This window comes from Lentzea sp. NPDC060358 (genome assembly GCF_042725365.1).
Taxonomy (GTDB): Bacteria; Actinomycetota; Actinomycetes; order Mycobacteriales; family Pseudonocardiaceae; genus Lentzea.
On the sequence record NZ_JBHXCW010000198.1, the window covers coordinates 1 to 14,578 of the forward strand.

Here is a 14,578-nt window from a genome sequence, read left to right on the forward strand (position 1 = left end):
GAGACGACATCCACGAAGCGTTCCTCAGCCTGGCCTGCGGGATCATCTGCTGGCGCCGACTCCGCAACCTCTCATTGAGTTAGGAGTTCTAAGGCATTCACCGCCGTGCTGCTGCTCCAGCTGGAGGCGGGGGGTCGTCTGTCCATTCAGGACACGCTGGGCCGGTGGCTGCCGCAGTACCCGGAGTGGGGCGAGGTGACCGTCCGGCAGCTGCTGTCGATGACGAGCGGCATCCTCGACTACGGCGGCTCCGCCGGGTTCGGCGCGGCGGTGACGGCCGACCAGAGCGCGGAGTTCAGCGCGGACGGGCTGGTGTCGTTCGTCCGCGGTCAGGCGGGGCCGAAGACCTACGCGTACTCGAACACCAACTACGTCCTCGCGCAGATGATCGTGGAACGGGTCTCCGGTGACACCTGCGGTTCCCGGTTGCAGCGCCGAATCCTCCGGCCGCTCGGGATGCGCGACACGTGCCTGGCGCCCGCGTGCCGGCCGGGCACCGAGCAGCGGATGCCGGTGGGCTACTCCGGGGTGTCGGACGTGCCCGCGTGGCTGGGCAAGCCGGTACCCGCGCTCGCGCTGTCGTGGGCGCAGGGCGCCGGCGGTCTCGTCAGCAGCCTGGAGGACCTGACGAAGTGGACGCGGGCGCTCTACGGCGGGTGCCTGCTGCCGCCGGCGCAGCAGCGCGAGCTCACGTCGCTGATCTCGGCGACCACCAGCAGGCCGATCCCGGCCGTCACCCCGCAGGACCCGGTCGGGTTCGGCCTCGGTGTCGCCGAACGCCTCGACTCCGGCACGAACCGGCCCGTGTGGTCCTACCGCGGCCAGACGTTCGGGTTCCAGGTGTCGCACACCCACGTCCGGGACAGCGGTGTGATCATCACCCTCGCCGTGAACAGCACGGCGGACCGGGACACGCTGACCGGCCTGGCCGATACCGTCCGCCGGACGCTGGACGAGCACGGCCGCTGACACGCGCGAAGAGAGGACGGACCCGTGCACCACCCAGGACAACGTCTCGTCCTCCACAACGCCGTGACCGGCCTGCGGGCGGCCGGGCAGCTCGTGCGGTGGCCGTTGCGCACGGCTCCCGGCCCGGCCGCGGACGCGCTCATCGAGCACCAGAGCCGTACCGAGGGCACCGCCGCCCCGCGCGTCGGCCGGGGCCGGCAGGTGCGCTGGCTGCTGGTCCAGGCCGTGCTGGGGCCGGCGGCGTGCGCGCTGACGGCGGCGGCGTGGTGCATCGCCCTGGTGGTGGTCACCACGCCCCTGTGGTGGTGGCTGGCCCCGCCGGCCATCGTGTTCGTCCCCGTCACCGACGTCCCCAGCTCCCTGCTGGGGGCGCTCTGCGGCACACCGCTGGTGCTGATCGCACTGGCCTGCCCCGCTGGCACGCCGCCGTGGGCCGCGCGGTGCTGGAGGGCAGGCGCGCCGACCGGCTCACCCGCCGCGTCGAGGCGCTGACCGCGTCCCGGGCGGGCGCCTTGGAGGTGCAGGCGGCCGAGCTGCGCCGGATCGAGCGCGACCTGCACGACGGCGCACAGGCCAGGCTGGTGTCGGCGGGCATGCTGCTCGGTCTGCTGGACGTGAAGCTGGACGGCCTGCCGGCGGACCGGCGGGCGTTGCTGCTGGAGGCCCGCGCGGAAATCGGCGAGGCGCTGCAGGAACTGCGGGACTTGGTGCACGGCGTGTACCCGCCGATCCTCGCGGACCGCGGCCTGGCCGGCGGGATCGACTCGCTGGTGGAGCGGACGGCGCCGCTGATCGGTTCGGTCACGGCACGGGTTGACGTCGCGGACCGGCTCCCGGCCGCACTGGAGTCCACTGTGTACTTCGTGGTCGCCGAAGCGTTGACGAACGTCGCCAAGCACAGCAACGCCAACAGAGCGGAGGTCGTGGTGCGAATGGACGGTGACCTGGTGCGCGTCGAGGTCGGTGACGACGGCGGCGGTGGCGCGGACGAGGTGCGCGGAACGGGCCTGGCCGGCCTGCGCCGCCGCGCGGCCGCGTTCGACGGCGCCCTGACGATCACCGGTCCGCCCGGCGGCCCGACCCTGCTGCGAGTGGAGCTGCCGTGCGCGTCGTGATCGCCGAGGACCTGCTGCTGCTCCGCGAGGGCCTGGTGCGGCTGCTGACCGAACTGGACTGCACGGTGGTGGCCGCGGTGGCCGGCCCGGACGCGTTGCTCGACGCCCTCGACCGCGAACAGCCGGACGTCGCCGTCGTCGACGTCCGGCTCCCCCCGACGTTCCGCGACGAGGGCCTGCGCGCGGCGATCGAGGCGCGCCGGCGACGTCCGGGCACGCCGGTCCTCATCCTGTCCCAGTACGTCGAACGCACCTACGTGCGCGAACTGCTGGCCGACGCCCGCGGCGGCGTCGGCTACCTGCTCAAGGACCGCGTGAGCGACGTCCGGCAGTTCGGGACCGACCTGCGCGCGGTCGCGTCCGGCGGCACGGTCCTCGACCCGCAGGTGGTCAGGGCGGTGTTCGACCGGCTGGCCAGGACGACGCCCGAAACGCGGCTCACGCCGCGCGAACGCGAGGTGCTGGGGCTGATGGCGCGGGGGCTGTCGAACTCGGCGATCGCGGGCGAGCTCTGCATCACCGAACGCGCGGTCAGCAAGTACATCAACCGCATCTTCGCCAAACGCGACCTCCCGCCCGGCGACACCGTGCACCGCCGGGTGCTGGCCGTTCTGCAGTACCTGGACGACATCTCGGCCTGACCCGGGACGAATCCCGTGTCAGCCGCTTCCACGGCAGCTCAGGAGATCGCGGCCCTACTGGCCGCCGCGCTCGTCCTTCTCGTCGTCGGCCACCGCCAGCGCCAGCTCGCAGAACATCGAGTCGGCCCAGGAGAACCAGGGCCGCGAGAACGCCGCCGGGTCGGAGACGTCGAAGCTCTCGTGGACGTGCCCGGTGCCCGCGTCGGTGTCGGCGATCAGCCGGAGCAGCCGCCGCCGGTCGGCCGGGGTCCCCGTCAGCCCCTCGACGGCGAGAGCGATCGGCCACACCCGGCCGGGCAGCGTGTGCGGGCTGCCGACGCCGCTCGCCACGCTGCCGCGGAAGAAGTAGGGGTTGTCGTCGCTCAGGACGAAAGCACGGGTGGCCCGCCACACCGCGGGGTCGACCACGTCGGGCGAGAGGAGCGGCGACGAGAGCAGTGACGGCGTGTTGGCGTCGTCCATGCACAGCACGCCACCGAGCCCGTCGACCTCGTAGGCGTAGATCCGCTCGCCGTCGCGGTCCACGACGCCGTGCACCGCAACGCCGTCGAGGAGTTCGCGGGACAACCCACGAGCGCCGGTGGCGAGATCGGTGTCGCGGTAGACCTCGTCCGCGATCTCGGCGACCGCCAGCAGGGCCTGCGCCGCGAACAGGTTCGCCGGGACGTTGTAGCCGTAGGTGCAGGCGTCGTCCGAGGGCCGGAACCCGCTCCACGTCATGCCCGTGAAGCCCACGGGCGTACCGCGGCCGCCGCGCGCGAGGGTCTCGGTCGCGATCGCGCCGGGCCGTTCGAAGCGGTACGGGGACTCGTCGTGCCGTTGTTCCAGACGCAGCTGCGCGACGACCGCGTGCAGGACGCGGTGTGCGCGGGAGTCGAACACCTCGGCCGAACCCGTTGCGCGCCAGAGCTTGTGCGCGAGGGTCACCGGGTAGGCGAGGCTGTCGATCTCGTACTTCTGCTCCCAGACGTGCGGGTCGTCGCAGAGGTCGCCGGGTTCGTAGTGGGCGCCGGTCGGGCCGTCGTTGAACGCGTTGGCGTACGGGTCGTGGTCCAGGCACGCGAACTGGCGGCGCACGACGGCGGCGACGAGCGACGCGAGTTCCGGGCAGTCGGCCAGGAACCTCAGGTACGGCGTCAGCTGGGTGGTGGAGTCGCGCAGCCACATGGCCGGGATGTCGCCCGTGATGACGAACGCGCTGCCGTCCTCGCCGATCGTGATGGTGTCGCGCAGCGTGCGGTGCAGGGCGGCCTCGACCAGGTCGCCGATCCGGTCGCCGGCCGCCGTGCGCACGCGGGCCGCCGCGGCGGCGATCGTCTCGTCTACCGTTGCCACGGCGTCGTTCCGTTCTCGTCGGTGACGCGGATCCGCACGGCGTCCGCCGGTTCGTCCGTGTCGTCGGTGGCCCAGAGGCCGATCTCCACCGGGACGGCGACGGGCCGGCCGGTCTGCCACGAGCCCAGTTCGTCGAGGCCCAGCCGGAACTCGGCCACCGGCTCGCCGTCCACGCGCCGCACCGCGAGCAGGGTCCGGCGGCGCGGTCGCACGCCGAGCTCGTGGCGGCGGCCGTAGAGCGGCACGGAGCCGGTGCCGGTGACGTCGAACGTGATCAGCACCGAGCCGCCGTGGGCGAGATCCGCGGCCGAGATGCGGTGCTCCGCCCAGCGGACGCGGGCCGTGACCCGTGCCCCGGTGCCGAACGGGAGTCCGGCGGGGTGCCGGTGGTCGAGGTAGCCGCGCGCGGTCTCCATCCGCTCGTCGTGGGCGACCGGGAAGACGCCGTCGGCGACGGGGAACGACGCGGGCAGCCTGCCCGTGGCCGTGCCGTCGAAGAGGGCGCTCACGACGGCGGCGCCCCCGCTCGGGCCTGGGAAGGGGACGACGAGCAACGCGTCCACGAGCGCGGCCAGGTCGGTGAGGGCGCGTGGCCGTCCGTCGACGACCACGGCCACGACCGGTGTGCCGCTCGCCCGAGCCCTGCGCGCGAGTTCGAGCTGCGGCTCGGGCAACGCGATCGACGCGAGATCCACGCCTTCGCCGTTGGTGGTGTCCGCGGCCGGTCCGTCGGCCGCGCCGTTGTCGGCGAACTCGTCGCCGTAGCTGCGCCGGCTGGTGCCGCCGAGCACCAGCACGCAGACGTCGGCGCGGGCGGCCGCGGCCTCCACCGCGGCGAGGGCGTCCGGGCCGAGCGCGGTCCGGACGCGGGATCCGGGCGCGTGCAGCACGCGGTCCTCGCCGAGCCGCGCCACGAGCGCCGAGCGCACGGTCGACGCGGCGGGGTCGGCGGCGGGCCTGGGCGGCGTGTAGTCGCCGAGCTGGGCTTCCAGGTCGTCGGCGTTGGGGCCGATGAGCGCCACCGTGCCGGCCGGGTCGAGCGGCAGCGCGCCGTGCACGAGCACCACGGCCTGGCGGGCGGCCCGGTCGACCAGCGCCGCCACGTCACGGGTGACCGGCGCTCGCTCGTGCAGCAGGCCGGCGCGGCGTTTGAGGGCGAGCACCCGGTCGACGGCGCGTTCCAGGTCGGACCGCTCGGCGAGACCGCGGTCCAGTGCCTCGTCGAGGTGGGTGAACGCCTCGTCCCACAGGCTGAGGTCGACCCCCGCGCGCAGGGCCAGCGCGGCCGCGGTGGCCGGGTCGGGTGCGCTGTCGCGGAGGCGGTCGATCGCGGTCCCGTCGGCCATGACGACGCCGTCCCAGCCCCAGTCCTCGCGCAGCGTGCCCGTGAGCAGGTCGCGGCTGGCGCTGCACGGGACGCCGTCGATGTCGTTGTAGGCGGCCATGAACCCGGCGACGCCCGCACGGGCGGCGGCGAAGGCGGGCCTCAGGTGGATCTCGCCGAGCTCGCGGGGGCCGATCGGCGCGCCGGACCCGTTGCGGCCGCCCATGCCCGCGCCCTGGGCGGCGAGGTGCTTGGCGACGACCGCGACGTGGTTCTGCATGCCGCGCACGGTCGCGGCCACGAGCATCGCGGCGAGGGCGGGATCTTCGCCGAAGCACTCCTCCGCACGGCCCCAGCGCGGATCGCGCAGCACGTCCAGGCCCGACACGAGCGCGACGTGCACGCCCCGGGCCCGTGCTTCGGCGCCGACCGCGTCCGCGAGCTGCTCGGTGAGCTCGACGTCCATGCCCGCGCCGAGCGCGAGGTTGACCGGAAGCGTCGTGCCGCCGAGAGCTTGCAGGCCGTGCGGTGCTTCCTCGACGAACAGCACGGGCACGCCGCAGCCGTTGCGCGTGACGTAGTCCTGCACGGCCGCGTACGCCTCCGCGCTGCGTTCGGGCGGGATCCCGTTGTGCCAGTGGACGGCCGACCACGGGTCGGCGCGCAGGACGCCGTAGAGGGCGCCGATGCCGCCGAACCGGTCGACCTCGCGGCGCAGCACGTCGGTGACGCGGGGAGCGCCGTCGACCCAGCGCAGTGCCTCCCAGCCCTTGAGGCGCTGGTTGACCTGGCCGATCTGGCTCCGCAGCGGGAGCGAGGACGCGGTGATCATCCCTTGACGGCTCCGGAGAGCAGTGCGCGCTGCATCTGCCGCTGCAGCACCGTGTAGACGAGGTACACCGGCAGCAGCGTGAACAACGTGCCGGCCATCAGGACGCCGTAGTCGGTGCCCGCGTCGACCTTGAGCGTCGGCAGCGCCACCTGGATGGTGCGCTGCGCGGTGTCCGGCCCGGTGAGGATCAACGGGTACAGGTAGGCGTTCCAGAACGACAGGAAGTTGAGCAGCAGCACGGTCGCGATGCCGGGCACGCAGATCGGCAGGTAGACCTGCCGCAGCACCTGCAGGGCCGACGCGCCGTCCATCGAGGCGGCTTCCTCGAGCTCGCGCGGGATCGTGCGCATGAACGACGTGAGGATCACGATCGACAGCGGCAGGGCCGTGGCGGGCAGCAGGAACACGATGAACGTGCGGCTGTGGAAGAGCCCCAGCGCCGCCGCGAGCAGGAAGGTCGGGAAGAGCGCCGCGAACGACGGGATGAGGAAGCCGAGCGCGAACACGTTCTCGACGATCTTGCCGAGCCGGCCGGTGGAGCGGGCGAGCGCGAACGAGGCGGGCAGCGCGAGCAGCAGGGTGAGCACGAGCGCGCCGGCGGTCGTCAGCACCGAGTTCGCGACGGCGAGCACGAGGTCGGCCTGGCGGATCGCGGTGGCGAAGTTGCCGAAGTCCCACGTCCCCGGCAACGCCAGCGGCGACTCGAAGATCTCCTCGTTCGACTTGAACGACGAGACGATGAAGTAGTAGAAGGGCACGACCAGCAGGGCGGCGTAGATCCACGCGAGCGTGCCGCTGGTGATCGAGCCGACGCGGTCGCGCAACGGGCGGAGTGCGGTCCGGGCCATGGTGGGACTCTCCTCGGGATCGGGGTCAGTGGGTGGCGCGGAGCACCCGGCGGATCGCGCCCATGCCCAGCAGGCCCAGCACGAAGAGGACGAGGCCCACGGCCTGGCTGTAGCCGAGGTCGGTCTCGACGAAGGCCTTGCGGTAGACGAGGTACGACAGCGTCGTGGTCGACGTGCCGGGCCCTCCCTGGGTCAGCAGCAGCACGGTCTGGGCCGAGTTGAACAGCATGGACAGGAACTGCAGCATCGTGACGACGCCGATGAAGTCGCGGGCGATCGGCCAGTACATGCGCCAGGCGATCCGCCAGTCCCCCGCGCCGTCGATGCGCGCGGCCTGCACGATCTCGGAGTCGACGCCGTCCAGGCGCGAGGCGATGAGCACCGCGGAGTAGCCGATGCCGCTCCACAGCTCGACGGCGACGATCGCGCCCAGCGCCGTGGAGGGGTCGGCGAGCCAGGCGGTGCCGTCGAAGCCGAGCGGGCGCAGCACCCCGTTGAGCAGGCCGTCGGGGTTCAGCATCGCGTAGAAGACCATGGCGGTCGCCGGCGCGGAGATCAGCGCGGGGATGAAGAGCAGGTAGCGCAACAGCTTGTGGCCGCGCGGTTTCTGCACGACGTAGAACGCGAGCAGGAACGCCAGCACCATCATGACCGGGAGGCCGAAGACGATCTGCAGCGCCGAGTTCCCCGCCGCGGTCCAGAAGTTCTCGTCGGCGAACACGCGGCGGAAGTTGTCGAGCCCCGCGAACCCGGGCTCGACGAGCATGCCCGGCCAGGACAGGAAGCCGATGACGATCATCGCCACGACCGGGCCGACCATGAACACCGCGTACCAGATCAGTGCGGGCAGGGCGAGGCCGGGGAAGCGCTCCCGCAGGGACGGGCGGGCGGCGCGGCCGGGGGGCGGGGAAGGGTCGGGAGTGGTCGTGACGGCCACTTCGGTCAGAGCGGTCAAGGCAGGTCCTTCCTCACGCCGTGGCGTAGGCCCTCTCGAAGACGTCGATGATGCGTTCGGCGGGGATCCGGCCGTAGGCCGCGGCGGTGGCCTGGATCATCGGCTCGAACGCGTTCTGCGGGATGAGCAGGTCGGGCAGCAGCACGGGCGAGACCTGCTGCTCGGTGAGCCGGGACGCCTGGGCGACGAGCGGGAAGTTCTGGCTGACGGTCGAGGTGATCCGGTTCATGTCGCGGCCGGAGCCGAGGATCATCGCGTCGGTGACCTGGTCGCTGTAGAGGTACTGCACGAACGGCTTGACCAGGTCGAGCTTCTTCGCGCCGTTCTCGCTGACCCAGATGCCGTGGCCGTTGAAGCTGCGGATCACGCTCGGGCGTTCGATCACGCCGCCGCGCGAGGGCACGGGCCAGCCCCCGACGGTGACCTCCTTGGCGCGTTCGGCGGGGACCTTCGCGAGGGCCGAGGACATCGCGGGCACGATCGCGGCCTTGCCGGTGTTGAACTGCGTCAGCTCGGAGTCGGAGGTGTAGCCCTGCACGTCGTCGACGAAGACGCCCGCGTCGCGCAGTTCGACGAAGTGCCGCACTCCCGCGACGGCGCCGGGGCTCTCGGAGAGCTTGCCGCTCGAGAAGACCTGCTTCGCCTCCTCGGTGGTGAGGAAGCCCTGCAGGATCTGCAGGAACATCTTCTGCCCGCTCCAGTCGGACCCGCCGACCGTGACCGGGCCGATTCCCTTGGAGCGCAACGCGTCGGCGACGGCGATGAGCTCGTCCGACGTCGTGGGGATCTGGACGCCGGCCTGCTCGAGCAGCCGGGTGTTGAACGAGACGGGCCAGTTGGTGCGGGTGAAGGGGAACGCGCGCAGGTTGCCGTTCGCGTCCGTCCACTCCGCGAGCGCCTCGGGGATGATCTTGTCGCGCAGGCCCCACTCGTCGAGCAGCCCGGTGAGCGGGATGGTCGCGCCGAGCGGGGTCCAGGAGAGCGTGCGGCCCTGCAGGTTCACCAGGGCGACATCGGCCTCCTCGCCCGCGAGCGAGCTCGTCTCGAAGACGATGGGCAGGTCGGAGCCGTTCTTCAGCAACGCGACCGGGCGGCCGGTCTGGCGTTCGTAGGCGGCGACGGAGTCGGCGAAGACCTGGGCGCCGGCCACCGCCCCGCTGAGCTGGGTGTGCACCGAGAGCGCGCCGGGCCGGTCCGAGGCGGGCATGAGCGCGCCGCACCCCGAGAGCAACGGTGCGGCGATGCCTCCTCCGACCGCGGCGCGCAGCAGCGTGCGCCTGCTGATGGCGTTGGGCACGAGTCCTCCGCGGGGGTCTTGTATAGCGGTACACATCAAGTGGCGAGCAAGGTATACCGCTTTACAAGCGGAGGTCAACGACTCTAACCTCGGGGGTGTCATGAGTGAACCCAGCACGAAGCGCGTGACGATCGCCGCCGTGGCCCGGCTCGCGGGCGTGTCGCCCTCCGCGGTGTCCCACGTCTTCAACGGACGGCCGAACGTCTCCGAAGCCACCGCGGCCCGCATCCGCGCCGCCGCCGACGAGCTCAACTGGCGCCCGAACTTCGCGAGCCGCAAGGTCTCCGGCCAGGGCGGCCGGAGCCTCGGGCTCGTCATCGCCCGGTCCCGCGGGACGTTCGGCCGCGACCCGTTCTTCATGCGCCTGCTCGCGGGCCTGACCGAACCGCTCGCCGACATCGGCTGGTCGCTGTCGCTCACCCTCGTGCGGGCGGAGGAGGAAGAGCAGGTCTACCGCCAGTGGTGGGGCGAGCAGCGCGTGGACGCGTTCCTGCTGGTGGACGTGCGCGACGACGACCCGCGCCTGGCCCTGGTGGAACAGCTGGGCGCCCCCGCCGCCCTGCTCGGCGCCCCGGTCCCCGGTCCCGTCGCCGCGGTCACCGTCCGCGACGGCACGGCGTTCACCGAGGCCCTGGAGCACCTGGCGGGCCTGGGGCACCGGGCCGTCACCCGCGTCACCGACGCCCCGGGCCTCGCCCACACCCGCGCCAGGGACAAGAGGTTCCGCGCCGCGGCGAGGGAACGCGGCGTGCGGGCCGCCCTGGCCGTGTGGGACCCGGCCGCGGCCGATCCCGTCGCCGACCTGCTCGGCCGGCTGGGAGAGGCGACGGCGATCATCGTCGACAGCGAGACGATCGCCGCCGAGATCGTGGCCCACGCGCCGGAAGTGGGCGTGCGCGTGCCGGAACAGCTGTCGGTGGTCGCCTGGGAGGACTCCTGGGTGTCGACGATCGTCCGCCCGCGGCTGACGGCGTTCGACGCACCGGTGGAGGATAGCGCCCGCGCCGCCGTCTCCCTGCTGGAACGACTCGTCCGCGGCGAGGACGTCGCAGCCCAGACCGTCAGCGGCCGCCGCCTGCTCGTGCGCGAGTCCACGGCGCCCGCTCCGAACAACCGCGAGGACAAGCCTTGACCACCACCGTGCCGAGGTTCGGCGTCAACTACACCCCGTCGAAGGACTGGATGTTCCAGTGGATGGCCGTGGAACCCGACGCCGTGCGCGCGGACTTCGCGGCGATCGCCGGCCTGGGCGCCGACCACGTGCGGGTCTTCCCGCTGTGGCCGGTCCTGCAACCGAACCGCACGCTGATCCGCCGGCGTGCGCTCGACGACATCGCCCTGGTGGCCGACATCGCCGCCGAGTTCGGCCTGGACATCGCGGTGGACGTGATCCAGGGCCACATGTCCGGCTTCGACTTCGTCCCCGCCTGGCTCGTGAACTGGCACAACGGCAACATGTTCACCGACGCGCCCGCCGTGGCGGCCCAAGCGGCGCTCGTCGCCGCCGTGTACGACGCGGTGCGCGCCAAGCCGAACTTCCTGGGACTCACGCTCGGCAACGAGCTCAACCAGTTCCAGCTCCCCAACCCCGCGGCGATGCCGGCCACGACCGAGCAGGTCACCCACTGGCTGACGAGCCTGCTGAGCGCCCCGCACGACCGCGACCCCCGCCACGTCGTGACCCACAGCGAGAACGACCACCTCTGGTACCGCGACGAGCACCCGTTCGTGCCCGTCCACGCGAGCCGTCTCGGCGACATGACGACCGTGCACTCGTGGATCTTCAACGGCACCGCGGCCCGCTACGGCGCGCTCTCGCCGCAGTCGGTGCGGCACGCCGAGTGGATGATCGAGCTGTCGAAGGCGTTCGCCGACGACCCGGGCCGCCGGGTCTGGCTGCAGGAGGTCGGCGCGCCGTCGATGAACCTCGCCGAGGCCGAGATGCCGGAGTTCTGCGAGCGCACGGTCCGCGCCGCGCTGACGACCACGGACCTGTTCGCGATCACCTGGTGGTGCTCGCACGACGTGTCCCGGTCGCTCGGCGACTACAAGGACCTCGAGTACTCCCTGGGCCTGCTCGACACGGAGAACCGCGTGAAGCCGGTCGGCCGCCGGTTCGCCGAGCTCGTCACCGAGGCGAAGCGCGGCACGCGGCCGGTCCCCCGCACGGTCGGTGTCGTCGTCGACGTCGACGAGGACGACCTGCCGCTGTCGCGGACGGCTCTCGCACCGGGCGGGGCGACCTTCGAGCGGTGGCACGAGCTGCGGGAGCAGGGTGTGGACGTCGGTGTCGTCACGAGCACGACGGCCTCCTCCCCCGCGGCGCTGGAGGCCCGCGGCATCCGGGTGCTGGAGCGCGCCGCGGCGGTCTGAGCGGTCAGCCGGCGAGGGTCCGCTCGACCAGGCCGACGATCGCCTGCTGGTGCCGCGCCAGGTAGAAGTGGCCGCCGGAGAACGTCGTGAGCGTGAACGACCGCGTGGTGTGCCGTTCCCACTCCCGCACCTCCGGCACCCGCGCCTTGGGGTCGTCGTCGCCGGTCAGCGCGTGCACGGGGACGTCCAGGGGCGGGCCGGGCTCGTGCCGGTACGTCTCCACCGCGCGGTAGTCGGCGCGCAGGGCGGGCAGCACCATGCGCAGCAGTTCCTCGTCGCCGAAGATGCGCTGCTCGGTGCCGCTGAGCGACTTCAGCTCGGCGATGATGCCGTCGTCGGTGCGGGTGTGCACGGACTCCTCGCGGAGCAGGTGCGGCGCGCGCCGGCCGGAGACGAACAACGCGGTGACGCCGGGCGTCCTGCGGGCGACCTCGTAGCCGACCAGCGCGCCCATGCTGTGGCCGAACAGGGCCACGGGCAGGTCGGTCCAGTCGCCGAGCGCCTTGGTGACGCCGTCCGCGAGCTCGGAGATGCTGTCCGCGAGCGGTTCGGTGTGCCGGTCCTGCCGGCCCGGGTACTGGACGGCGACGGCCTCGACCGTGCTCCCGAGCGCGCGGGAGAACGGGAAGTAGAACGAGGCCGACCCGCCCGCGTGCGGCAGGCACACGAGCCTGGTCGTCGCCTCCGGCGCCGGGTGGTAGCGGCGGACCCACAGGTCGTTCATCCGCGCACCGGCGCTTCGCGTCGTGCGGTGGTCATGGGCCTCCCCATCGCTTGGTGTCGACACCTCGACTCTGCCCGATCCCGGCGGCCCGCGCGGGCGTTTCAGGGGTGCGAGTTCCCGGACCCCTGCCCCGGCCCCTAGGTGAACGCGCTCACCGGTAGGGGTTGTCGGAATCCGTTGCGGTGCCGAGACTTCGACGCATGATGGAGCTGGCAGGAGGCTTCCCGGCGGCGTCGCGGGAGCAGTGGCGCGGCCTGGTCGACGCCGTGCTCCGCAAGACGGGCGCGGACTTCGGCTCGCTCGTCTCCCGCACACCCGACGGCCTCGAGGTGCAGCCGCTCTACACCGACGCCCCGGCGCGGTTCCCCGGTCTCGTGCCGCTGCGGCAGGGCTGGGACGTCCGGCAACGGCACACCACCGCGGACCCGGTCGCGGTCCTGAACGACCTGGAGGGCGGCGTCAAGTCGTTGTGGCTCGCCGTCCCCGCAGCCGATGTGGCGAAGGCGCTGGACGGCGCGCACCTCGACCTCGTGCCCGTCGTGCTCGACGGTTCGGTGGACGCCGCCCGGGCGATGCTCCGGCTGTGGCGCGAGATCTCGCCGGACGACGTGCGCGGCAACCTCGCGCTGACGCCCTCGGGTGACGCCCTGGACGTGATCCTCCAGGCCGCCTCGGCGTTCCCGTCGCTGCGCACGGTCGTGGTGGACGCGCTGCCGTTCCACGACGCGGGCGGCTCGGACGCCGACGAACTGGGCGCGTCGCTGGCGCTGGCCGTGTCGCACCTGCGCGCACTGACGGCCGCCGGCCTCCCGGCGGCAGAAGCCTTCGCCCAGCTGGAGTTCCGCTACGCCGCGACGGTCGACCAGTTCCTCTCCATCGCGAAGTTCCGCGCGGCGCGCAGGTTGTGGGCGCGGGTGGCCGAGGTGTCCGGTGTGGACGGTGCCGTGCAGGTGCAGCACGCGGTGACGTCGTCGGCGATGATGACGCGGCGCGACCCGTGGGTGAACATGCTGCGCACGACGGTGGCCGCGGCCGGCGCCTGCCTCGGTGGCGCGGACGCGGTGACGGTGCAGCCGTTCGACGCGGCCATCGGCCTGCCGGACGAGTTCGCGCGCCGCGTCGCCCGCAACACGCAGAACGTGCTGCTGGAGGAGGCGCACCTCGGCGAGGTGGTCGACCCGGCGGCCGGGTCCTGGTACGTGGAGCAGCTGACGGAGTCGCTGGCCGCCGCCGCGTGGGCGTGGTTCCAGGAGATCGAGCGCGCGGGCGGCATCGAGGCGGCACGACCGCTGGTGGCGGCGCGGATCGCCGCGACGTGGGCCGCGCGGTCGGCTCGGATCGCGGATCGGCGCGACCCGGTGACCGGGGTGAGCGAGTTCCCGGACCTGGGCGAGAAGCGCGTGGTGCGTGCGCCGGACACTGCGCCGACCGGTTCCGGGGTGCCGCGGGTGCGTTACGCACAGGCCTTCGAGGAGTTGCGCGACCTGGCCGATGCCCAGCCGGAACGGCCGCGGGTCTTCCTGGCCACGCTCGGCCCGGTGGCCGCGCACACCGCGCGGGCGACCTTCGCCGCCAACCTCTTCAACGCGGGCGGCTTCGCCACCCCGGACGCGGGGGCCACCAGGGGCGCGGAGGACGTGGCCGTGCGGTTCAAGGAGTCCGGCGCCGAGGTCGCGGTCCTGTGCGGCACCGAGCAGAGCTACGCCGAACTCGCGGTCGAGACTGTGGACGCGCTGCGTGCCGTGGGCGCGAGACGTGTGCTGCTGGCCGGCAGGAAGACCGACGCGGACGTCGACGGCTTCGTGTTCACCGGCTGCCCCGCGCTCGACGTCCTGAAGGACACCTTCGCCTTCATCGGGGTGACCGCGTGATCCCCGACTTCGCGGACGTCGACCTCGGCCCGCTGCCGTCGGCGGAGTACGAGGCGGACCTGCCGGTGTGGGAGACGCCGGAGGGGATCGCGGTCAAGCCGGTGTACGGGCCGCAGGACATCGACGGTCTGGACTTCTTGGAGACCTTTCCCGGTGTGGCGCCGTTTCTGCGCGGCCCGTATCCGACGATGTATGTGAGCCAGCCGTGGACGGTGCGTCAGTACGCGGGGTTCTCGACGGCGGAGGAGTCGAACGCTTTCTACCGGCGCAACCTCGCGGCCGGGCAGAAGGGGC

General features: G+C 72.7%; 13 protein-coding genes and 1 pseudogene. 8 read left to right on the forward strand and 6 right to left on the reverse strand.

The genetic code is table 11. The features are described 5' to 3' along the window. Positions 1-99: 99 nt before the first annotated feature. The 4 genes and pseudogenes from ACFWGZ_RS31225 to ACFWGZ_RS31240 all read left to right on the forward strand — a co-directional run. Positions 100-969 (forward strand): annotated as a pseudogene (locus ACFWGZ_RS31225) (serine hydrolase domain-containing protein); the annotation flags it as partial. Positions 970-993: 24 nt separating this feature from the next. After that, entirely contained in the window at positions 994-1,461 is a 468-nt protein-coding gene (locus ACFWGZ_RS31230) for a hypothetical protein (protein WP_382455173.1), read from the forward strand. Next, positions 1,398-2,084, forward strand: a complete 687-nt coding sequence (locus ACFWGZ_RS31235) for a sensor histidine kinase (protein ID WP_382455174.1) — start codon at positions 1,398-1,400, stop codon at positions 2,082-2,084. Before ACFWGZ_RS31230 ends, ACFWGZ_RS31235 begins: the two co-directional genes overlap by 64 nt. Continuing rightward, the gene (locus ACFWGZ_RS31240) at positions 2,072-2,725 is read left to right on the forward strand and encodes a response regulator (RefSeq protein ID WP_382455175.1); all 654 of its coding nucleotides are present in this window, start codon (positions 2,072-2,074) and stop codon (positions 2,723-2,725) included. Before ACFWGZ_RS31235 ends, ACFWGZ_RS31240 begins: the two co-directional genes overlap by 13 nt. A 54-nt stretch (positions 2,726-2,779) precedes the next feature. Here ACFWGZ_RS31240 and ACFWGZ_RS31245 read toward each other — a convergent pair whose 3' ends face one another. From ACFWGZ_RS31245 to ACFWGZ_RS31265, 5 genes are read right to left on the reverse strand one after another with little or no spacing between them, the layout of a single operon-like run. After that, positions 2,780-4,060, reverse strand: coding sequence for a glycoside hydrolase family 125 protein (locus ACFWGZ_RS31245; RefSeq protein WP_382455176.1), 1,281 nt, complete (start codon positions 4,058-4,060; stop codon positions 2,780-2,782). Then, on the reverse strand, positions 4,048-6,216 hold the full coding sequence (locus tag ACFWGZ_RS31250) for a glycoside hydrolase family 3 protein (protein ID WP_382455177.1): 2,169 nt from the start codon (positions 6,214-6,216) through the stop codon (positions 4,048-4,050). The genes ACFWGZ_RS31245 and ACFWGZ_RS31250 overlap by 13 nt, the downstream gene beginning before the upstream one ends. After that, positions 6,213-7,064 (reverse strand): carbohydrate ABC transporter permease, encoded by an 852-nt coding sequence (locus ACFWGZ_RS31255; protein ID WP_382455178.1) that lies wholly within the window; start codon positions 7,062-7,064, stop codon positions 6,213-6,215. Before ACFWGZ_RS31255 ends, ACFWGZ_RS31250 begins: the two co-directional genes overlap by 4 nt. A 25-nt stretch (positions 7,065-7,089) precedes the next feature. Then, positions 7,090-8,019 carry a carbohydrate ABC transporter permease gene (locus ACFWGZ_RS31260; protein WP_382455179.1) on the reverse strand — a complete coding sequence of 310 codons (930 nt, stop codon included), beginning with the start codon at positions 8,017-8,019 and terminating at the stop codon, positions 7,090-7,092. Between the two features lie 13 nt (positions 8,020-8,032). Further along, positions 8,033-9,316, reverse strand: a complete 1,284-nt coding sequence (locus ACFWGZ_RS31265) for an ABC transporter substrate-binding protein (protein WP_382455180.1) — start codon at positions 9,314-9,316, stop codon at positions 8,033-8,035. A 100-nt stretch (positions 9,317-9,416) separates the two neighbouring features. On the opposite strand from ACFWGZ_RS31265, the gene ACFWGZ_RS31270 reads away from it, so the two are divergent. Both ACFWGZ_RS31270 and ACFWGZ_RS31275 read left to right on the forward strand, forming a co-directional pair. After that, entirely contained in the window at positions 9,417-10,448 is a 1,032-nt protein-coding gene (locus ACFWGZ_RS31270) for a LacI family DNA-binding transcriptional regulator (protein ID WP_382455181.1), read from the forward strand. Beyond that, a complete protein-coding gene (locus ACFWGZ_RS31275) occupies positions 10,445-11,689 on the forward strand; it encodes a glycosyl hydrolase (protein WP_382455182.1) in 1,245 nt (414 codons plus the stop codon). Before ACFWGZ_RS31270 ends, ACFWGZ_RS31275 begins: the two co-directional genes overlap by 4 nt. Positions 11,690-11,693: 4 nt before the next feature. Here the strand turns inward: ACFWGZ_RS31275 and ACFWGZ_RS31280 are convergent, their stop codons facing one another. Beyond that, positions 11,694-12,413 (reverse strand): thioesterase II family protein, encoded by a 720-nt coding sequence (locus ACFWGZ_RS31280; protein ID WP_382455183.1) that lies wholly within the window; start codon positions 12,411-12,413, stop codon positions 11,694-11,696. 200 nt (positions 12,414-12,613) lie between these two features. Here ACFWGZ_RS31280 and ACFWGZ_RS31285 point away from each other — a divergent pair, with 200 nt between their 5' ends. Together ACFWGZ_RS31285 and ACFWGZ_RS31290 are read left to right on the forward strand one after the other, a co-directional pair. Continuing rightward, positions 12,614-14,284, forward strand: coding sequence for a methylmalonyl-CoA mutase family protein (locus ACFWGZ_RS31285; RefSeq protein ID WP_382455184.1), 1,671 nt, complete (start codon positions 12,614-12,616; stop codon positions 14,282-14,284). After that, a partial coding sequence (locus ACFWGZ_RS31290; protein WP_382455185.1) for a methylmalonyl-CoA mutase family protein occupies positions 14,281-14,578 on the forward strand: 298 nt, incomplete at its 3' end. The genes ACFWGZ_RS31285 and ACFWGZ_RS31290, both read left to right, overlap by 4 nt.